20 protein-coding genes are annotated in these 20,055 nt (G+C 60.2%); 6 read left to right on the forward strand and 14 right to left on the reverse strand.

From position 1 onward, the window contains the following. Positions 1-46: 46 nt before the first annotated feature. The 3 genes from ACM6I0_RS26790 to ACM6I0_RS26800 all read right to left on the reverse strand — a co-directional run bounded on the left by ACM6I0_RS26790 (position 47) and on the right by ACM6I0_RS26800 (position 2,181). Positions 47-640 carry an HAD family hydrolase gene (locus tag ACM6I0_RS26790; RefSeq protein ID WP_414923681.1) on the reverse strand — a complete coding sequence of 198 codons (594 nt, stop codon included), beginning with the start codon at positions 638-640 and terminating at the stop codon, positions 47-49. Then, positions 637-1,506 carry an acyl-CoA thioesterase II gene (gene tesB / locus ACM6I0_RS26795; protein WP_090179593.1) on the reverse strand — a complete coding sequence of 290 codons (870 nt, stop codon included), beginning with the start codon at positions 1,504-1,506 and terminating at the stop codon, positions 637-639. Before tesB ends, ACM6I0_RS26790 begins: the two co-directional genes overlap by 4 nt. Positions 1,507-1,611: 105 nt before the next feature. Then, positions 1,612-2,181, reverse strand: coding sequence for a GNAT family N-acetyltransferase (locus tag ACM6I0_RS26800; protein WP_285432580.1), 570 nt, complete (start codon positions 2,179-2,181; stop codon positions 1,612-1,614). 88 nt (positions 2,182-2,269) lie between these two features. Here ACM6I0_RS26800 and ACM6I0_RS26805 point away from each other — a divergent pair, with 88 nt between their 5' ends. Continuing rightward, complete coding sequence (locus ACM6I0_RS26805; RefSeq protein WP_414923682.1) at positions 2,270-3,190, forward strand: histone deacetylase; 921 nt, start codon at positions 2,270-2,272, stop codon at positions 3,188-3,190. A 284-nt stretch (positions 3,191-3,474) separates the two neighbouring features. Continuing rightward, positions 3,475-4,716: a TIGR03862 family flavoprotein gene (locus tag ACM6I0_RS26810; RefSeq protein WP_414923750.1), complete on the forward strand. Its 1,242-nt coding sequence runs from the start codon at positions 3,475-3,477 to the stop codon at positions 4,714-4,716. 125 nt (positions 4,717-4,841) lie between these two features. On the opposite strand, the gene ACM6I0_RS26815 is transcribed toward ACM6I0_RS26810, so the two are convergent. Together ACM6I0_RS26815 and yedA are read right to left on the reverse strand one after the other, a co-directional pair. Continuing rightward, positions 4,842-6,176 (reverse strand): DEAD/DEAH box helicase, encoded by a 1,335-nt coding sequence (locus ACM6I0_RS26815; protein ID WP_414923683.1) that lies wholly within the window; start codon positions 6,174-6,176, stop codon positions 4,842-4,844. 78 nt (positions 6,177-6,254) lie between these two features. Further along, the gene (gene yedA, locus ACM6I0_RS26820) at positions 6,255-7,181 is read right to left on the reverse strand and encodes a drug/metabolite exporter YedA (protein ID WP_414923684.1); all 927 of its coding nucleotides are present in this window, start codon (positions 7,179-7,181) and stop codon (positions 6,255-6,257) included. A 162-nt stretch (positions 7,182-7,343) separates the two neighbouring features. On the opposite strand from yedA, the gene ACM6I0_RS26825 reads away from it, so the two are divergent. Beyond that, a complete protein-coding gene (locus ACM6I0_RS26825) occupies positions 7,344-7,799 on the forward strand; it encodes an Lrp/AsnC family transcriptional regulator (RefSeq protein ID WP_222588574.1) in 456 nt (151 codons plus the stop codon). Positions 7,800-8,002: 203 nt separating this feature from the next. Here the strand turns inward: ACM6I0_RS26825 and ACM6I0_RS26830 are convergent, their stop codons facing one another. The 4 genes from ACM6I0_RS26830 to ACM6I0_RS26845 all read right to left on the reverse strand — a co-directional run bounded on the left by ACM6I0_RS26830 (position 8,003) and on the right by ACM6I0_RS26845 (position 10,988). Beyond that, on the reverse strand, positions 8,003-8,518 hold the full coding sequence (locus tag ACM6I0_RS26830) for a Bro-N domain-containing protein (RefSeq protein ID WP_285432498.1): 516 nt from the start codon (positions 8,516-8,518) through the stop codon (positions 8,003-8,005). 463 nt (positions 8,519-8,981) lie between these two features. Continuing rightward, the gene (locus ACM6I0_RS26835) at positions 8,982-9,593 is read right to left on the reverse strand and encodes a PolC-type DNA polymerase III (RefSeq protein WP_414923685.1); all 612 of its coding nucleotides are present in this window, start codon (positions 9,591-9,593) and stop codon (positions 8,982-8,984) included. Between the two features lie 22 nt (positions 9,594-9,615). Further along, on the reverse strand, positions 9,616-10,095 hold the full coding sequence (locus ACM6I0_RS26840; protein WP_090179562.1) for an NYN domain-containing protein: 480 nt from the start codon (positions 10,093-10,095) through the stop codon (positions 9,616-9,618). A 137-nt stretch (positions 10,096-10,232) separates the two neighbouring features. Continuing rightward, positions 10,233-10,988, reverse strand: a complete 756-nt coding sequence (locus ACM6I0_RS26845; RefSeq protein ID WP_285432496.1) for a DUF2076 domain-containing protein — start codon at positions 10,986-10,988, stop codon at positions 10,233-10,235. A gap of 179 nt (positions 10,989-11,167) precedes the next feature. Between ACM6I0_RS26845 and ACM6I0_RS26850 the strand changes: the two genes are divergently transcribed. Beyond that, a complete protein-coding gene (locus tag ACM6I0_RS26850) occupies positions 11,168-11,842 on the forward strand; it encodes a YciC family protein (protein WP_285432495.1) in 675 nt (224 codons plus the stop codon). Positions 11,843-11,908: 66 nt separating this feature from the next. Then, positions 11,909-12,988, forward strand: a complete 1,080-nt coding sequence (locus tag ACM6I0_RS26855; RefSeq protein WP_414923686.1) for an endonuclease/exonuclease/phosphatase family protein — start codon at positions 11,909-11,911, stop codon at positions 12,986-12,988. A 7-nt stretch (positions 12,989-12,995) separates the two neighbouring features. On the opposite strand, the gene ACM6I0_RS26860 is transcribed toward ACM6I0_RS26855, so the two are convergent. From ACM6I0_RS26860 to ACM6I0_RS26880, 5 genes are all read right to left on the reverse strand, one after another. Then, complete coding sequence (locus ACM6I0_RS26860; RefSeq protein ID WP_414923687.1) at positions 12,996-13,832, reverse strand: ABC transporter ATP-binding protein; 837 nt, start codon at positions 13,830-13,832, stop codon at positions 12,996-12,998. Beyond that, positions 13,820-14,623 carry an ABC transporter permease gene (locus ACM6I0_RS26865; RefSeq protein WP_208671336.1) on the reverse strand — a complete coding sequence of 268 codons (804 nt, stop codon included), beginning with the start codon at positions 14,621-14,623 and terminating at the stop codon, positions 13,820-13,822. Before ACM6I0_RS26865 ends, ACM6I0_RS26860 begins: the two co-directional genes overlap by 13 nt. Positions 14,624-14,632: 9 nt before the next feature. Then, positions 14,633-15,619 carry an ABC transporter substrate-binding protein gene (locus ACM6I0_RS26870; RefSeq protein WP_414923688.1) on the reverse strand — a complete coding sequence of 329 codons (987 nt, stop codon included), beginning with the start codon at positions 15,617-15,619 and terminating at the stop codon, positions 14,633-14,635. A 397-nt stretch (positions 15,620-16,016) separates the two neighbouring features. Then, positions 16,017-17,387: an aspartate aminotransferase family protein gene (locus ACM6I0_RS26875; protein WP_414923689.1), complete on the reverse strand. Its 1,371-nt coding sequence runs from the start codon at positions 17,385-17,387 to the stop codon at positions 16,017-16,019. Between the two features lie 36 nt (positions 17,388-17,423). Next, positions 17,424-18,914: an aldehyde dehydrogenase gene (locus tag ACM6I0_RS26880; RefSeq protein WP_414923751.1), complete on the reverse strand. Its 1,491-nt coding sequence runs from the start codon at positions 18,912-18,914 to the stop codon at positions 17,424-17,426. Positions 18,915-19,140: 226 nt separating this feature from the next. On the opposite strand from ACM6I0_RS26880, the gene ACM6I0_RS26885 reads away from it, so the two are divergent. Further along, complete coding sequence (locus ACM6I0_RS26885) at positions 19,141-20,055, forward strand: LysR substrate-binding domain-containing protein (RefSeq protein WP_090179538.1); 915 nt, start codon at positions 19,141-19,143, stop codon at positions 20,053-20,055.

The following is a 20,055-nucleotide window of genomic DNA, read 5'->3' on the forward strand; positions in this document are numbered from 1 at the left end:
GGGAGCGGGCTTGCCCGCGATGGTTTCGGATCAGACAACAATTGCATCAAGCCGAAAGCATTTCCCGCAACACCACACAGTCAGCAGCATGCCAATCCGTCAGTTCGGGCCACGGATTATCCGGCAGGTTAACCAGCACCGTCCGCGCCCCCGCCGCCCGGCCGCAATCCAGATCAAACCGGTAATCACCGACCATCACCATCTCGCTCGCCGGCACATTCCAGGCCTTGGCCAATTTCAGCAGACCACCGGGATGCGGTTTCGGCGGCGCTTCATCACGGCCCAGCACGTCCTCCGCCGCAAAGCAGTCAGCCAGGCCGATCGCCTCCAGCGTCACATGCGCCAGCTCCCGGGCATTACGCGTGAGAATGCCCAGGCGATAACCGCGTCCGGCCAATTCCCGCACCAGCTCCACCGCGCCGGGCGCCGGTTTCGAACCCAGCGCCAGATCCCGTTCGTGCTCCAGCAGCCAGGCGTGTTTAGCAGCGGCTTCATCGGCCGGCAACGCCGCGAGGTGAGTCAGGATGTCGTCTTCGGCCGGGATCGCCAGCGCCACGCGAATGGCCGCGAAGTCATGCACAGCCACCGTCAGGGTGCCGTCCATGTCGAACACCCAGTGCCGCACCTCGACCAGATTCATGCCCAATCCTTGCGATGACGGATCAGCCCTTCCTGAGTGACCGAGGCCACCAGTTGGCCAGCACGGTTGAACACGCTGCCACGGGTGAATCCGCGCGAATTGCCGGCCCACGGGCTGTCCATCGCGTATAGCAACCAGTCATCGGCGCGCAGGTCAGCATGGAACCACAGCGCGTGATCGAGGCTGGCGACCTGCATGTCTTTCTGCCAGACCGATTTGCCGTGGGGTTGCATCGAGGTGGTCAGCAGGCCGAAGTCCGAGGCGTAGGCCAGCAGGTATTTGTGCAGCGCCGGGGAGTCGGCCAAGGCACCGTCGGCGCGAAACCAGACGTACTTGACCGGATCGGACGGTTGCGGGTTGTAGGGGTCTTTCTCGGTGATCGGTCGGAACTCGATCGGTTTGGGGCACAGCAGCTTTTCGCGCATGTGCTCGGGAATGAGGTGCGCACGCTGCTGAGCCAGTTCAAGCTCCGATGGCAGGTTTTCCGGGCCGACCACAATCGGCATCTCGGCCTGGTGCTCGAAGCCTTTTTCGTCGTACTGGAACGAGGCGCTGCAGGTGAAGATCGGGTTGCCCTTCTGGATCGCCGTCACCCGACGCGTGCTGAAACTGCCGCCGTCACGCACCCGATCAACCTGATAGACCACGGGCAACGCGGAATCGCCGGGACGCAGGAAATAACCGTGCATCGAATGCACATGGCGCGTTTCTTCGACCGTCTGACTAGCGGCCGACAGAGACTGACCGATTACCTGACCACCGAACAATTGACGAAAACCCAAGTCCTGGCTGCGGCCACGAAACAGGTTTTCTTCGATCGGTTCCAGGGTCAGCAAGTCGACCAGATCATCCAACACTTGGCTCATTCAGACTCTCCTCACACAACGCAATGCCGCGCAGTCTTGGCTGCGGCGGTCAATTCAGATTCTGGCCCGGGCCACTAGGCCGCCATTGTAAACGTCCGTGCCCGCTTATCCATGCAAGGTTTGCAGCCATTGTTCACGGGTAATGCGGTAGAGCACATGGTGACGCAGGGGATGATCGGCCGCGAGCCTGGGGTGTTCGAAATCATCGGCTGAATCATGGTGCATGCCGATGGCCTGCATGACTTTTTCAGAAGGCAGATTGTCTTTGGCGGTAAAGGACACGACCTCGTCCAGTGCCAAACGGTCAAACCCGCAGCGCAGAGCCGTCCATGCTGCTTCACTGGCATAGCCCAGGCCCCAATGCTCGCGCGCCAGGCGCCAGCCGATTTCGGTCGCCGGGGTGAAGGGCGCGTCAAAGCCAACCACGCCGAGGCCGGTAAAACCGATAAAGGCTCCGGTGTCTTTGCGCTCCAATGCCCAAAGGCCGAAACCATGCTCGGCAAAATGCCCGCGAATCCGTCCGATCAGCGAAGCACTTTCCATACGACTCAACGGCGCCGGAAAATAGCGCATCACCTGGGGGTCGGCGCACATTGCCGCAAACTCAGGCAAATCCTCATCGCGCCACTGTCGCAACAGCAGCCGCGCGCTCTCGAGTTCCAGTATCGGCTCCATCATGTCCTCCCCTTTCCATGCTGCAAGTCTACATCGCTGGTAGGATCGTTCCTTCATTCCTGCTTGCCGTACTGAATAAAAGCCCGCCATGTCCCTGCCGCTGATTTACCACGAAGACTACAGCCCCGAATTCCCGGCGGACCACCGCTTCCCCATGGACAAGTTTCGCCTGCTGCGCGATCACCTGGTTGACAGCGGCCTGACCCGGGATGCCGATCTGCTGCGACCGGAACTCTGCCCAGCGGACATTCTCGCCCTGGCCCATGACGCTGCCTATATCGAACGCTACATGAGCGGCGAGTTGTCCCGCGAGGACCAACGGCGACTCGGCCTGCCCTGGAGCGAAGCACTGGCCCGGCGCACGGTGCGAGCGGTGGGCGGCTCACTGCTGGCGGCCGAGCGGGCGCTGGAACATGGGCTGGCCTGTCACTTGGCCGGCGGTACGCATCACGCGCATTACGATTACCCGGCCGGCTTCTGCATCTTCAATGACCTGGCGGTGATCAGCCATTACCTGCTGGAAAGTGGCCGGGTGAATCGGGTGCTGATCTTCGATTGCGACGTGCACCAGGGCGACGGGACTGCACGGATTCTGCACAACACCCCGGACGCGATAACGGTTTCCCTGCACTGCGAAAAGAATTTTCCTGCACGCAAAGCCGAAAGCGACTGGGACATCCCGTTGCCCAAGGGCATGGGCGATGCGGATTACCTGAAAGTGGTGGACGATGCGCTCAACTATTTGCTGCCGCTCTATCAACCCGATCTGGTGTTGTATGACGCGGGCGTCGATGTGCATAAGGACGACGCACTCGGTTACCTGAAGCTGACCGACGAAGGCGTGGCCGCCCGCGATGAAAGCGTGATGCGCCATTGCCTGGGGCGCGATATTCCAGTGGTCGGGGTGATCGGCGGCGGCTACAGCAAGGACCGCCAGGCATTGGCACGCCGTCATGGAATCCTGCATCACAGCGCGCAACGGGTCTGGACGTCATCAGGTTGTCATTGAGCTGTGGGTGCTTTACCCACAATGCCTGTGGAACTGCCTGTGGATAACCTGAGTGAAAGGGTCTGCAGGCCAGGCTTTGTATAGCTCTCAGAATACTGGTTGTTTTTTGATCACACTTTTACAAACACCAAAAAAACCCCTGTGGGAGCGGGCTCGCTCGCGAATGCGGTGTATCAGACAACATTAATATCGACTGACCCACCCTCTTCGCGAGCAAGCCCGCTCCCACAGGGAATGGTGCTGATAGAATGCGCCGCTTATCCAGCCATACCGCAGCGCATTCCATGACCCAGCCCTCGACTCCTCTCTCCCCTCGCGTTGCCATCATCGGCGGCGGCCCCGCCGGTTTGATGGCGGCCGAAGTGTTGAGCCAGGCCGGAATCCGCGTCGACCTGTACGACGGCATGCCTTCGGTGGGACGAAAATTCCTCCTGGCCGGTGTCGGCGGCATGAACATCACTCACTCCGAAGCCTACCCGGCCTTTCTCTCGCGCTACGCCGAACGTGCGCCACAGATTGCGCCGCTGCTGCGGTCCTTCGGCGCCGACGCGCTGTGCCAATGGATTCATGACCTGGGCATCGAAACCTTTGTCGGCAGCTCCGGCCGGGTGTTTCCAACCGACATGAAAGCCGCGCCGCTGTTGCGCGCCTGGCTTAAACGCCTGCGCGATGCGGGCGTGGTTATCCACACCCGTCACCGTTGGCTCGGCTGGCATGACAGCGGTGGATTGCGCATTGACAGCCCCGAGGGCGAAAAAATCATCCAGCCGGACGCCACGATGCTGGCCCTTGGCGGCGGCAGCTGGTCGCGCCTTGGTTCGGACGGCGCGTGGATGCTGCCGCTGGAACAACGCGGCGTAGGACTGATGCCTCTGCAACCGAGCAATTGCGGTTTCGAGGTGCAGGAATGGAGTGAACTGATGGTCAGCAAATTCGCCGGAGCACCGCTGAAAAACATTGCCATCGGCCTCAATGACGACGTGCCACGACTCGGCGAATGTGTAATCACGGCAACGGGGATTGAAGGCAGTTTGATCTACGCCCTGTCAGCACCGATCCGCGAAGCGATCAACCTGCACGGTTCGGCGACAATCCATCTCGACCTGTTGCCGGGCCGACCTGTGGATAAAGTTCAGGCAGCACTGAGCAAACCCCGTGGCTCACGCTCCATGTCCAAACACCTGCACAGTCAGCTTGGAATTGATGGCGTGAAAGCAGCGCTGTTGCGAGAGCTGACGCCGGCCGACTGCTTCACCGATCCGGCACTGCTGGCCAAAGCAATCAAGTCGTTACCACTGACCCTGGTAAAAACCCGCCCACTGGACGAGGCCATCAGCAGCGCGGGTGGCGTGATGTTCGAGGCGATGGATGAACGCTTGATGCTCAAGCAACTGCCCGGCGTGTTCTGCGCAGGGGAAATGCTCGATTGGGAAGCGCCGACAGGCGGCTATCTGCTGACCGCGTGTTTCGCCAGTGGGCGCGCGGCGGGGTTGGGGATGATCGAATGGTTGAAACACCGAACCTGATCGACTGATCGTTCCCACGCTCTGCGTGGGAATGCCTCTTCGGACGCTCCGCGTTCGGCTTTGAAGGGACGCGGAGCGTCCCGGGCTGCATTCCCACGCAGAGCGTGGGAACGATCCTTAAGCGATCAAGGCTTCTTTTTACGCGGCCCGGTATTGAACACCGGCACTTTGCGCACTGGTTTGATCGAAGGTTCCGGCGCCGAAGCATCGCCACTCTCGACCCACTTGCCCAGATTGCGTTTACCGCCACTGGACGTCTTTGGCTTCTTCGGTTTTTTCGGCTTCTTGACCACCTGGCCGCTGGCATCGGTGTCCGGTACCCGGTGCTCAGGTTCGAAGTCGTGTTCCATCTGCCGAGGCAGCGTCTGACGCGTCAACGTCTCGATGGCCGACAGCAGATTCACTTCATCGGCGCAGACCAGCGAAATCGCCTGCCCGGTTGCACCCGCACGGCCGGTGCGACCGATGCGGTGGATGTAATCTTCAGCCACGATCGGCAGGTCGAAGTTGACCACCAACGGCAAATCTTCGATATCCAGACCACGGGCGGCAACGTCGGTAGCCACCAGAATCTGCACTTCACTGGCCTTGAAACGGTCCAGCGCACGCTGACGGGTTGCCTGCGGTTTGTCGCCGTGGATGCCGTCGGCGTTGATGCCCAGCCCCTGGAGTTTTTCCACCAGCGCATCCACACCGTTGCGGGTCTTGGCGAACACCAGCACCTGCTTCCACTTGCCCTTGCGCATCAAGTGGACGAACAGCTCCGGCTTGCGCTTCTTGTCCACCGTCACCACCCACTGCTTGACGGTGTTGGCCGCCACGTTGCGCGGGCTGACTTCAACGCTCAGCGGGTCGTTGAGCATTTGTCCGGCCAGGGTACGGATTGCGTCGGAGAAGGTCGCCGAGAACAACAGCGTCTGGCGTTTCTTCGGCAGCGCCTTGTAAATGTTCCCCAGCTCTTCGGAGAAGCCCAGATCGAGCATGCGATCCGCTTCATCCAGCACCAGGGTTTGCAATTGGTTGAACTTCAGCGCGTTCTGACGGAACAAGTCGAGCAAGCGGCCCGGGGTCGCCACCAGCAGATCGACGCCTTTGCGCAGCTTCATCATTTGCGGGTTGATGCTGACGCCGCCGTACACCGCGTAAGTGCTTAGCGGCAGGTTCTCGGCGTATTGACGCACGGCTTCGTGAACCTGTTCAGCCAGCTCGCGGGTTGGCACGAGGATCAGCGCGCGTACCGAGTTGGCGGTGACTTTCGGACCTTCCATGGCCAGCAATTGCAGCAGCGGCAACGCGAAACCGGCGGTCTTGCCGGTGCCGGTCTGGGCGGCGGCCATCAGGTCGCGACCGGCCAGCACCGCCGGAATGGCTTGCGCCTGAACCGGCGTCGGGGTCTGGTAGCCGAGCGTCTCGAGAGAGCGCAGCAAGGGTTCGATCAGGCCAAGGGAGGCGAAAGTCATGGGAGTACCGTAGGAAAATTCAGCGCGGGTTTTTCAAAACAAGTGTGCAAAACAAGATGCAATGGCGCGCAGTTTACCCTAATTCACACGGGATTCTGTCGGCACCGCTACGGCCGGCTGAACAGGCGCCCTGCGCCACTGCGGCAATCCGATCAACACCACGGCACTGATGATCACCAGCATCGCCAGCCCCTCTTCAATACCGATGGTCTCACCGACAAACACGATACCCAGCAACACCGCCACCGCCGGATTGACGTAGGCATAACTGGTGGCTGCCGCCGGACGCACGTTTTTCAACAGGTACATGTAAGCGTTGAAGGCGATGATAGAACCGAAGAAAACCAGGTAGGCCAAGGCTGCCCACCCTTCTATTGGTGGCATGGCTTGCAGATGCTCGCCGCTCAGCGCACTGCCGATCAGCAACACCACGCCGCCGACCAGCATTTCCACGGCACTGGCCATCGCCCCTTGGGGCAACGGCAAGTGTTTGCTCCAGACCGAACCGAACGCCCAGGACGCCGCCGCGAACACCAGCAACAGCGCACCCAACGGGCTCGATTGCAGGTTCGAACCCAGATTGAGCATGGCGATGCCGATCAGCCCCAGCACAATCCCGGCCCATTCGAGGCGGGTATTGCGCGCGCCCCAGAAATACCCGCAGAGCAAGGTAAACAGCGGCACCGTCGCCACCGCCAAAGCCGCAACACCCGAAGCGACGCCCATGTGTTCCGCCACACTCACCCCGCCGTTGCCGCAAGCCAGCAGCAAGATCCCGATGATTCCGGCAGCCTTCCACTGCGCCCAGGTCGGTGCCGGCGCCCCGCGCCAGCGCAGGAACGCATACATCAACGTCCCGGCGATCACAAAGCGGATACCTGCGAGCAGCAGCGGCGGCCAATATTCGACGCCAATGCGAATCACCAGGTAAGTCGAGCCCCAAATCACGTACAACGCGAAAAAGGCAGCGATCAGCGGTAAGGGAAAACGACGTAAGCCAGGCATGGGCAGCTCGATGACAAGACAATGTGAACGGCTATTCTAGAAAGGCTAACGTCGAAAAATAAGTTACAAAACCTGTTTATAGCGTCGGTACACTTTTCAAAACACGGAGATCAGCGCTATAAACCGTGTTTTCGAAAGTCAGGCATTTTCAGGAATACGATGATGGACAAATACGACCGCATGCTGCTCGGCGCCCTGCTGGAAAACGGTCGTGCGTCCTACGCCGACCTTGCGCGCAAAGTGAATCTCTCCGCCCCGGCCGTGGCCGAGCGTGTGGCCAAGCTCGAAGCCAGCGGGGTGATCACCGGATACCAGGCGAAAGTCGACATGGCCAAGCTGGGATTGCCGATTCAGTGCGTGATCGAACTGCGCCTGAACCAACATGGCAACCAAAAGGCCTACGACGACCTGATCAAAATCCCGCAACTGACGGAATGTCACCGGGTGACCGGCGACCCGTGCGTGATCATGCAAGCGGCAGTGGGTTCGATGCCGGAGCTGGAAGAGTTGATTAACCGGATCGCCAAATTCGGCTTCAGCAAGACGTCAATCGTACTGTCGAGCGCCATCGAAAAACGCGTGCCGCTGGGGCAGTTGGAAGGAAATGGAAAGCTCTGATACGCCACATCCGATCGTTCCCACGCTCTGCGTGGGAATGCCTCAATGGACGCTCTGCGTCCGCTCTTGGGACGCGGAGCGTCCCTGGCTGCATTCCCACGCAGAGCGTGGGAACGATCACTAAAACCCGCGATGGCGCTTGAGATGCTCGTTGATCTTCGCCGCGGCGGTGCGACGATTCGACTTGCCCGCGAAGCGATCCGTTAAACGCCGCTGTAACTTGCAGGCAACAATCCCGGCATATCCCGCAGGCGCACCCAAGGTTCCTTGCGCCAATGCAGCAGCCGCAGCGTTCCGCCCGCCCATTCCATCGCCCGCATGTGCGGCGCTTGATTCGAAATGGTCCCCGCTTCCTCCCGCAACATCGGCACCACGTCGTGTGTCAGCCAACGCCGTAAATGGCGGTTTTCCGGGCAATAGTGATACACCAGCATCGCGTATACGCCTGATTCACTCAGCATCAAGGTCTCTCGGAGACCATCATTTCCGGACAGACACATCAGTTGCTTCTGATCCGCATCAAGCTTGAGCACTTGCCTTCCATTTATGTCCACACCCATCAATCGACCTATATCGTGAGCGCAGAACCAGGGCTCTGCATGCAGCAACAGTGCGCGCAGCTGGATGTGGTGACGGATGAATGTTTTGGGGGTGAAGTGAGCTGCGCTCATAATCGATTGCGCAGAATCTTCAGGAGGGTTGGGGGTAACTTTGATCATGGCGAATTTCCTACTGAAAGTTGGAGCCGCCAGCATCACTTGCAGATGATGGGAGGCAGCTATGTGCGGGTCTGCAAGACCGAGTCAGTAGACAACCCCGGCAGACCCGAAGGTCTCCCGCACACAGCTACCATAAATCGATGGTCGCAAATAAAGCGACGCGATTATAGGTGTGCCGTTAGGCGTCTACCAAACTATCGGCGGGCTTGCAGTCCCGGTCGCTGAATTGGCAGCGACAGCAAAAGGTTATCGATGCCACAGATAAGGGGCAAGACAGACATTCCCTAAAATTCGGTAGGACCGATCATCGAATCGGAGGCGTCGTTAAACACGAATCTAACGGCGCAGGAGATCCAATGTGGGAGCGAGCTTGCTCGCGATAGCGGAGTGTCAGTCGACATCAATACTGAATGATGAATCGCTTTCGCGGGCAAGCCCGCTCCCACAGGTTTTTGCAGTGTTTTTAGAACCCGCGATGGCGCTTGAGATGTTCATTGATCTTCGCCGCCGGCACTTTCTGCAAACTCACCAGCAGATCATGGGACAACTCGCGCAAGCCATGCTTTTGCCGCAGCTCTTGCGCCAGGTGCGCAGTCAGGTTGGCCGCCATCTCGGCATCGGCCATGGCCCGGTGAGCCTTGCCGGTGTCGGGCAGGTTGGCGAAGGTGGTGAGGGTGCCGAGTTTGTGGTTCGGTGCGGCGGGCATCAGGCGGCGGGCGAGCAGCAGCGAGCAGGCAAAGTTCTGCAAGCGGGTGCGTTTAATCCGTCCCAGTTCGAAGTCCCAGAACTTCTGGTCGAATGCCGCGTTGTGCGCCAGCAGTGGTGTGATGCCAACGAACTCGTTGACCTCGTTCATCACCTGCTCGGCCGACGGCGCGGTGCGCAGCATGGCGTTGCTGATGCCGGTGAGTTGTTCGATGAAGCCCGGCACGCGCACGCCAGCGTTCATCAGGCTTTGGTAACGGTCGACGATGCGCCCCTGCTCAAGGATCACCACGGCAATTTCCGTGGCCCGGCAACTGCTGCTCGGGGAGATCCCGGTGGTTTCAAAGTCGATGACTGCTATGCGTTCCAAACCTGTTTCAGCTCCGTAAAAATCAATTCTTGAGCAGCAACGCGCCTTCGATCGGCACGTAGCGGCTGGCGGCGCGGATCAGCGAGTTGGCGGTCAGGCCCGGTACGCCGTAGGCCACCGCTTGCACGCCGTGCTTGTTGATGATGCGCTCCAGCAGCATGTCGAAATCGCCGTCGCCGGATGCCAGGACCACTTCATCGACGTGATCGGCCGCGTCCATGATGTCGAGGGTGATGCCCACGTCCCAGTCGCCCTTGGCCGAACCGTCACTGCGCTGGATGTAGGGTTTGAGTTTCACAATGAAACCGAGGTTGCGCAGGATCTGCTGGAATTGCTGTTGTTTGCTGTCGCCACGATCGATGGCGTAGGCATACGCCTCGACGATCTCGCCCTGTTTGCTGATATCGGCCCACAAAGCGGCGTAGTTGAAGTGGCAACCATAGGCCTGGCGCACGGTGTAATAGAGGTTTTGAACATCGGCGAACACTGCGATTTTTTTCACCGGTCATCCTCATTTGCGCGCCAAAGCGCGGGCAGGATCGGGCGCAAGGCCCGAAAAGTTGCCCAGTATGCCAGCCTGAAGGATTGTTCCGCGAATAATCGGCCCGAAGCGCCGTAGCGCTCCGGACGAATGGCACATCAGACGAAGGAATCGTCGTCGTTGTCAAAGAACGATGAGCTGTCATCGCTGTAGTCGGCGTCGCTGAAGCCGCCCTGGTCGTTGCCGTTGTCGGCCACGCGCTGGTCGTCGCCCCAGCCGTTGTCACCGCTTTTATCGGCAACCTGGGCCGGTTCTTCCTTGATGACTTCAACCACTTCCGGTTGCTGGTTGTGGTGAAACAGGCTGCTGATGCCTTCTGCCAGCATGACACCACCGGCCACACCGGCCGCGGTTTTCAACGCGCCGCCGAGGAAACCGCTGCCAATCGGTTGTTGCGGTTGTGCGTAGTTCTGCTGTGGCGGTGCGGCACCGTAGTTCTGCTGTGGCGGCTGCGAATTGAATGACGGCCGCGCGGGTTCACGCCATCCGCCCGTGGAAGGCGGCGCACTCTGGGTCGGCGCGGGTTGTGGCTCGCGGGAGCTTCCACCAAAGATGCTCGATAAAAAGCCACCGCTGGCCGGTGCTGGCGCCGGTGCCTGCGCCTTGGCCGCTTGCAGTTCGGCCTGCAATTGCTGCACTTGCTGGGTCAATTGCTTGTTCTGTTCGTCGAGGCTTTTGATGGCGGCCTCTTGAACCAGAATCGCCTGGGTCATGAAATAGCCTGCCGCGGGTTGGCGAGTCAGGTGTTCCTTGATCCGCGCCTCAGCCTGGGCGTCGCGCGGGGCTGAGTCCGTTTCGGCCTGTTGCAGCCGGGAAAACAGTCCATCGATCAGGGTTTGTTCTTCGCTGTTCATGGCGACCTCGTAGATTGCCGGAGAAATCGTTGCTCTTTTCCAAAGAGGATAAGGTGCCCAACCTTAATGGAGGCTGAAACAAGTTGTTTCAATAGTCTTTACCGAACGTTTACGTTTGCTTGCGACAGCGCATCATCGGTTAAAGTGGGCCATTGCTTTCCAACCTGCGATACCGACTGATGAATCCGTTCGACGTACTGCGTGACTCTTTGTATTTCTTCAAGCGCAATCTGGGCCAGATTGTGCAGCTGTGCCTGCCGCTGGTGATCATCGAGGCATTGCTGCAACAAGTGGTCGACCACTCCACCCAGCCGGACGGCTTCCCCGGTATGAGCGTGCTGGTCGGCCTGCTGGTGTATCCGCTGTACACCGCCGCGCTGATCCTGTTTCTCGATGCCCGCAGTCGTGGCGAATCGCCGACCACCCGCGAGCTGCTGTCGAGGTCGGCCTACCTGTGGCCGCGTTTTGCCCTGCTCACGGGCCTCAATACGTTGCTGATCCTGGTGGGCCTGTCGCTGTATTTCCTGCCGGGTATCTGGCTGATGGTGACGCTGGCCTTCGGCGAATACCTGCTGGTACTCAGAGGCCTGTCCCCGCTGGCCGCGATGAAAGAAAGCCTGCGCCTGACCCGCGGCCATTTCATGCGGATCCTGGTGTGCATATTGTGTGTGATGGGCCCGTTGTGGGTGCTCAAGGGCGCAACCCTGGCGGTCTATCCCGACCCGCAGAACCCGGTGATTTCACTGCTGATCGACAGCGCTCACAGCTTCCTGCAATTGTTCACCAGCGTGGTGCTGTTTCGTCTGTTCATGCTCATCGGCGATGTGCCCGAGAAAATTGACGGACCGCGCTGACCGTGGGCTTAAACCCGACGGTCGGTTATGCTCGGGCCCATCTTTTGTAACGCTATAAGCCGAGCCATGACCCGTCTACTGCGCTACACCCTGCTGGCCCTGTTGATCGTGACCGGCCTGATTGCCCTGCTGATCTACAGCCTGACCTGGCGCCCACAGGCCAGGGAAGTTTTGCCGGTGAGCTGCAACACTCAGGCACCGACGCTGGTGCCCGGGCAGGCATTGAAAGTGATGACCTGGAACGTCCAGTACCTGGCGGGTAAACGCTATGTTTTCTGGAATGACCTGGCCGCTGGCGACGACGAAAAACCTACTCTAGAAGACATGGCGTTCAGCCTCGATGAAGTGGCGCGGGTGATTCGCGACGAGCAACCCGATGTCGTCCTGTTGCAGGAACTGGATGACGGCGCCAAGGCCAGCGATTACCAGAATCAGTTCAAGTTGCTCCAGGAACGCCTCGCCGACCTCTATCCCTGCAGCGCCCGCGCCTTCGACTGGAAAGCCGACTTCGTACCTGAGCCGCACATCTTCGGCAGCGTCGGCCGGCAACTCGCCACCCTCAGCCGCTTCCAGATCGAACACGCCGAACGCCTGCAGTTGCCGGTCGCGCCGGCTAACTTCATCAGTCGTCAGTTCAAACCGAAAAACGCTTTGCTGGTGGCTTATATGCCGTTGAGCGACGGCGGGCAGATGGCGCTGCTCAACACTCATCTGGACCGCGTCGTCCAGCCCGACGACACCTTGCAAGCGCAAGTGACCGCCGTGGCCAAGGTGCTCGACAAGTACGAAAGCCGCGGCACGCCGTGGTTGATCGGTGGTGATTTCAACCTGTTGCCGCTGGGCCAGTATCTACGTCTGCCCGATGACCAACGCACGCCCTACTCCGCCGACAGCGCCTTGCATGTGCTGTGGGACAAATACCCGATGATCCCGACCAACAACGAAGCCAGTGGTGTCGACCGGGCGCACTGGCTGACCCATTACCCGAATGATCCGGGCTTGAACGGCCCCGACCGTACGGTCGACTACCTGTTCTACAGTCCGCGGATCAAACGGGTCGAGGCGATGGTGAGGCAGGACGATACGTTGCGCATCTCCGATCATTTGCCGGTGATTGCGCGGTTCCTGTTGCCGCCGGCCCCGTAGAACCGGATCAATGCACCTCCTCCAAATCGTCATGCAGCAGCCCGAAAATCCTGCGCTTCATGTCGATGAACGAGCGCTCCATGACCATATCCAGCGTTCGTGGGCGTTCGATCGGCACGTCCAGAATCTGCTTGATCCGCCCAGGCCTGGCACCCATCACGTAGACCCGATCGCCCAACAGAATCGCCTCGTCGATGTCGTGGGTCACGAACAGGACGGTCTTTTTGCTGTTGCCCCAGACCCGTAGCAGCAGCTGTTGCATTTGCAGGCGCGTCTGGCTGTCGAGCGCACCGAACGGTTCGTCCATCAGCAGGATTTGCGGGTCGTTGGCCAGCGCCCTGGCAATCGCCACACGCTGCATCATGCCGCCGGACAACTGCTTGGCGTAGTTGTCGGCGAATCCCGTCAGGCCCACTTCATTGACGTAATAGTCGACGATTTCCTTGCGCTGGGCCGATGCCATGCCGCGCCGCTTGAGACCGAACTCGACGTTCTGGCGCACGGTCAGCCACGGGAACAGCGTGTAGCTCTGGAACACCATGCCACGATCCGCACCCGGACCTTGCACCTGCTGGCCACCGACGTAGATCTCGCCTTCGGTCGGCTCATTCAGGCCCGCCGTGAGGTACAGCAAACTCGACTTGCCACAGCCCGACGGCCCAACCAGCACGGCGAACTGTTGATCCGGCACTTCAAACGACACCTGTTCCAGCGCAGTGAACATGCCGCCGTCAGGTTTCTGATAACGCAGGCTGACCTTGTCCACTTGCAGTCGTGACGCCGCCTGCACCGGGGCGGCCGTCGGTGTGACGAAACGTGGGTTTACGGCGCTTACTGAGCCCATGCGGCGATCCTCAGACGAAGGAAACGGAACAGTTGATCGGTGACCAGGCCCAGCAGGCCGATGATCGCGATAGCCAGGAAAATCACATCCACTTGAAAGCCGCGCATGGCTTTAAGGCTCAGGTAGCCCAGACCGCTGGAGGCTGCGACCAGCTCGGCGACCACCAGGTACGTCCAGGCCCAGCCCATGGTCACGCGCAAGGTGTCGAGCACGCCCGGCAACGACGCCGGGGCGATCACATGCAGCACCGCATCGCGACGATTCGAACCCAGAGTGTATGAGGCGTTGATCAAGTCCTTGGAGATGCCCTTGGACACGTCCGCGATCATCACCAGTTGCTGGAAGAACACGCCGAAAATAATCACCGAGACCCTCTGCTCCAGACCGATGCCGATCCACAGGATGAACAGCGGCACAAACGAGGTCACCGGCAGGTAGCGGATGAAATTGACCATCGGTTCGAGGAACGCCTGGACGATCCGAAAGCTGCCCATCAACAGTCCCAGCGGCACCGCCACCAGGGATGAGACGATGAAACCGACCATCACCACTTCGACGCTGGCCCACACGTGCTGGCCGAGCGTGCCGTCTCGGCTCAGGCGCACGGCCGCCTCGACCACCGCGCCCGGTGTCGGCAAGAACATGCCCGGCACCACGCCGCCGTAAGACAACCCGGCCCACAGACCGATCAACAACACCCAGGCCAGACCGCTCGCGCTCCAGATCACCTGCACCGGCAAGCCGGTCTTGGGTGTGATGCAGCGGCTCAGCCATGAATTGCGCTTGAACATGCGAACCTCCTACAGCGGGCTGACGAAACGGTTGTCGATCAGGTCGTCATTGCTGACGTTGTAGGGTTTGCCCTGCAATTCGCTGGCGGTCTCGTTGGCCAGTTTGATCAGCGGTTCGCTGTCGCCCGGTTTGCCTGGCGAGCCCAGGAGTTTCTCGCTCATGGCCTGATCGTAGAAGCGCACGCCATGCGCGGCGGCTTCCAGTTCCTTAGGATCGGCAAGGTAACCGCCAACGCCTTTGGCCATGATTTTGTAGGCTTCCTGCGGATGTTCCTGGGTGTATTTCACGGCTTTGTAGAGGCCGGCAACCAGCGCCTTGACGTCTTCCGGCTGCTTTTCAATAACCGCGCAGTTGAGAGCAACCACGTCGACAATCACACCCGGCGTGCTGCTGCTGTCGATCAGCACCTTGCCTTGCTGTTTGCTGCGCACCATCGACAGGTGCGGCTCCCACGTCACGGCGGCGGGTACACGACCGGCGATGAACGCGGTGGCGGCATCGTCCGCCGTCATGTTCTGCACGGTGATGTCACTCATGCTCATGCCGTGTTTTTTCAGCAAGTAGGACAGCCAGAACTGCGAGGTCGACCCTTCGTTGACCGCAACGGCTTTGCCTTTGAGCTCCTGCAGACTCTTGACGTCCTTGCCCACCAGCACGCCGTCGCCACCATGGCTGTCATCCAGTGCGGCTACCGCCTTGAAGCAGAATTGCGGACGGTATTTGAGCACCTCGTCGATGGTCGACGCCGAGCCCGACAACTCGCCCGAGGCTTGGGCGGCCATGTACATCGATGCCTCCTCGACGACAGGCAATTCGACGGTCAATCCGTTTTCCTTGAAGTAGCCCAGGTCCTGAGCCAGGTAGAGCGTGCCGTAGCCGACCCACGTGGTATGGCCGATGGACAGGGTGCCGGCCTGGGCGCTGGTGGCGACCGTCGCGGCGATGGCGGTGACCGCCAGTGGATGAGCGAAACGGGTAAGCAAGGACTTGATCATGGAGCACTCCCAAAGCTGTTGATTTAGTTTTGTCATGGGCAGTACGGCCAGGAGCCTCGGGTGAGCTGTCACTTGTGGTCTCTGGTGGACCTCTGGGTGCGCAGCGTTCGGCTGACTGGCGAAGTCGATGTTGGACCAAGGCCGGGAATAGGAAAATCAGGAAATATGTCGTTGGGAGTGATGAAAAAACTGGGTAGTGCGCACTGCAAATGAGCACGGTTTGCGGGGGTGCACGGGGTGGGTGCAAAAGCTGAGAATTGTGTTGAGTGGGCGAAAGCAATCGCGAGCAGGCTCACTCCCACAGGGGTTCCGTGTTGCCCTCTCTACCGAGGCCAACACAGTTCCAATGTGGGAGTGAGCCTGCTCGCGATAAGGTCCGAAGGACCTTCCCGCAATCTTAGAGACGGCCGTATTCCTGCGCCGTACGATCAACCGCTTTCAGGGTTTTGCCGACCAGTTCATCAACCTCTTCACGACTGGCAATCAACGCCGGCGCCATGATCATTCGTCCCAAGGTCGAGCGAATGATCACGCCTTCCTCAAAGCCAATCGTGCGGCAGCGCCAAGCAATATCATTCTCGTTGGCAAAGCGCTTGCGACTGCTCTTGTCCTCGGCCAACTGCAACGCCGCGACCATGCCGACACCCTGGATATCGCCCACCAATGGGTGATTGCCGAACACCTCGCGCAAGCACTGTTGCAGGTACGGTCCGATGTCATCCTTGACCCGCGTCACCACGCCTTCATCGCGCAACGCCGTGAGGTTGGCAATCGCCACCGCCGCCGCCACCGGGTGACCGGAGTAGGTCAACCCGTGGGCAAACACCCCGCCCTGCTCCACCAGCACCTGGGCCATTTTCTTCGACAGAATCAGCCCGCCCATGGGGATGTAGCCAGAGGTCAAACCCTTGGCGATCGACAACGTGTCCGGCTCAAAACCGAAGTGCTCGTGGGCGAACCATTCGCCGGTGCGACCGAAGCCGCCGATCACTTCGTCGGCGCACAACAGCACGTCGTACTTGCGGCAGATCCGCTGGATTTCCGGCCAGTAACTCTCGGGCGGAAAGATCATCCCGCCTGCGCCCTGGAACGGTTCGGCGATAAACCCGGCGACCTTGTCCGCACCCAGTTCGAGAATCTTCGCTTCCAGTTGCTGCGCCGCCCGCAGACCGAATTCGGCTGGGGTCAGGTTGCCCTCGTGAGCAAAGAAGTACGGCTCGTCGATGTGTTCGATGTCAGGAAGCATGCCGCCCATTTCGTGCATGAACTTCATGCCCCCGAGCGCCGTCGCGGCCAGGGTCGAGCCGTGGTAACCGTTCCAGCGACCGATCATAATTTTCTTCTCGGGCTTGCCGAGAATCGTCCAGTAACGCCGCACCGTGCGGATCAGCACCTCGTTGGCTTCGGAGCCGGAGTTGGTGTAGATCGCGTGGCTGTAGTGCCCCGGCAACAGGCTGAACAGCAGCTCCGAGAGCTCGATGACCTGCGGGTGGGTGGTGTGGAAAAACATGTTGTAGTACGGCAATTGCTCAAGCTGTCTGGTCGCAGCGGCAGCCAGGTCCTTGCGTCCATAACCGAGGTTGGTGCACCACAGCCCGGACATGCCGTCGAGGTAACGCCGCCCATCGTTGTCCCACAGGTGCAGGCGCTCACCCCGGACCATCACCCGTGGCCCTTCGTCGTTGAGCGCTTTTTGATCGACGAATGCGTGGATGTGGTGCGCAGCGTCGGCGGCCTGGTAGTCGCGGGTTTCACGTGGTGTGGTCATCGCCAGTTCTCCGTTTCTTGTTGTTAGCGGCTGTTGTTAGCGCAATTGAAACCAGGTGGTCTTCAACTGGGTGTATTTATCGAATGAGTGCAGCGACAGGTCACGGCCGAAACCGGACTGCTTGCCGCCGCCGAACGGCACGGTCACGTCCAGCGCATCGACGCTGTTGACCGACACGGTGCCCGCGCGCAATTGTCGCGCCACGCGGTGGGCGCGATTGAGGTCGTCGGTCCACAGCGAGGCAGCCAGACCGTAAACGCTGTCGTTGGCCAGTTGCAAGGCGTGTGCCTCGTCCTCGAACGCCGTGACGGCCAGAACCGGGCCGAACACTTCATCGCGAAACAGCGGCATGTCCGGGGTTACGTGGGTGAAAATCGTTGGCTGAATGAAGTTGTCGGAGCCATTGAATATCGACTGCCGACCGCCACACACCCTGGACGCGCCTAGGCGCTCTGCCTGCTCGATGAACGTCATGATGCGCGCGGTCTGGCGGCTATCGACAATCGCCCCGGCGCTGCTCGACGGGTCCAGCGGATCACCCGGCTGCCAGCGTTGGGCCTGTGCCTTGAGGCGCTCGACAAACTCATCATGAATCGAACGCTGCACCAGCAACCGCGAGTTGGCCGAGCAGACTTCACCCTGATTGAAGAAAATCCCGAACGCGGCTTTCTCGGCGGCAAGGTCCAGGTCCTGGCAATCGGCGAACACCAGATTGGCGCTCTTGCCGCCGCACTCCAGCCACACCTGTTTGAGGTTCGACTGCGCGGAATACTGCATGAAATATTTGCCGACTTCGGTGGACCCGGTGAACACCAGGCAATCGATGTCCGGGTGCAAACCAAGCGCTTTGCCGGTTTGCTCGCCCAGGCCCGGCAACACGTTCAGCACACCCGCTGGCAGGCCGGCTTCCAGCGCCAGCTCAGCCAGACGCAGGGCGGAAAACGGTGATTGCTCGGCGGGTTTGAGGATCACCGAATTGCCCGCCGCCAGAGCTGGCGCGAGTTTCCACGCCGCCATGTCCAGCGGGAAATTCCATGGTACCACGGCAGCGACCACGCCCAGCGCTTCACGCGTGATGGTCGCCAGCACGTTCTGCGCGCTCGGGGCGATCTGGTCGTAGAGTTTGTCGAGGCTTTCGGCGTACCAGCGAAACACCCCGGCCGCACCCGGCACGTCGATGTTGTAGGCATCCATCACCGGTTTGCCCATGTTCAGCGAATCGAGCAGCGCCAGTTCTTCACGGTGAGCCATGATCAGATCAGCCAGACGCAGCAGCACTTGCTTGCGCTCAGCCGGCGAGCGCGCCGACCAGGTGCAAGCCTCGAACACCTGCCGCGCATTGCGCACCGCCACATCCACGTCTTCTTCACCGCACGCGGTGACGTTGGCCAGGCATTGGCCGGTGGCGGGATTGATCACCGCGAAGGTTTGCCCCGACAGCGCCGAACGGGATTTACCGTCGATCACAGCCAGGTCGGGAAACCGCAGTGCAGCGGCCTTGTTTTGCCAGTATGCAAGCTCGAACACGTTCAGATGCTCCATGGGCTTTTCTTGTGAATTGGATGGTCGCTCAGGCCCCTGTCCAGGAAAAATAGTAAAAATGTCTTCGCAGACCATGAAAAAACTGGGCAGCCAATCTCCCCCGTCGCGCGGGATGTGGTTATTGTTCAGGCACAACAACACCGTCGAACGAACGGATGCGGGCGGCTCGCAATTTGCTTGGATGTCGAGATCATCCACCCCGAGGTTTGCCGTGGCTGCCTACAACCTGCGTCAACTGAAATACTTCATCACCACCGTCGAATGCGGCAGCGTCGCCGAGGCGTCGCGCAAGCTGTACATCGCGCAACCGGCCATCTCCACGGCAATCAAAGGCCTGGAAGACAGCTTTGGCGTGCAACTGCTGATCCGCCATCACGCGCAAGGCGTGTCCCTGACACCCAGTGGCGCACGCTTTTACCGCAAGGCCCAGGAACTGCTGCGCATGGCCAAGGAGTTCGAACAGAATGCCCTGGCCGACAACGATGTGGTGTCCGGGCAAATCGATATCGGCTGTTTCGAGACGGTCGCGCCGCTGTACCTGCCGCAATTGATTGCCGGGTTCTCGGCGTTATATCCGGGCGTAAAAATCCGCATCCGTGACGGCGAGCAGCAAGAGTTGGTGCAAGGCCTGACCTCGGGCACCTTCGATCTGGCGATCCTCTATGAGCATGACCTCGACGCCACCATCCAGACCGAACCTTTGATGCCCGCGCAGCGACCGTACGCGTTGCTGCCGGCGGACCATCGTTTCGCCCAGCTCAAGCAAGTATCGCTGCGAGACCTGTGCCTGGAACCGATGATTCTGCTGGACGTGCAACCGAGCCGGACCTACTTCGTCAGCCTGTTCGAAGAATTGGGCTTGTCGCCGAACATTGCCTTCAGCTCGCCGTCGATTGAAATGGTCCGGGGCATGGTCGGGCAAGGTTTCGGCTTTTCGATCCTGGTCACCCGTCCGCATTCGGAATGCACCTATGACGGCCAGAAAGTGGTGTGCGTGGACATCGTCGAAGACGTCACCGGCTCGGGGCTGGTGGCGGCGTGGCTCAAGCGCGGGCAACTGACCAAGCCGGCGCAGTTGTTTGCCGACTATTGTCGGGAGCAGCTCACCGCGAAGGCTGCCTCTTGA

This window comes from Pseudomonas sp. IT-P294 (assembly GCF_949767865.1).
In the GTDB taxonomy this organism is placed as follows: Bacteria; Pseudomonadota; Gammaproteobacteria; order Pseudomonadales; family Pseudomonadaceae; genus Aquipseudomonas.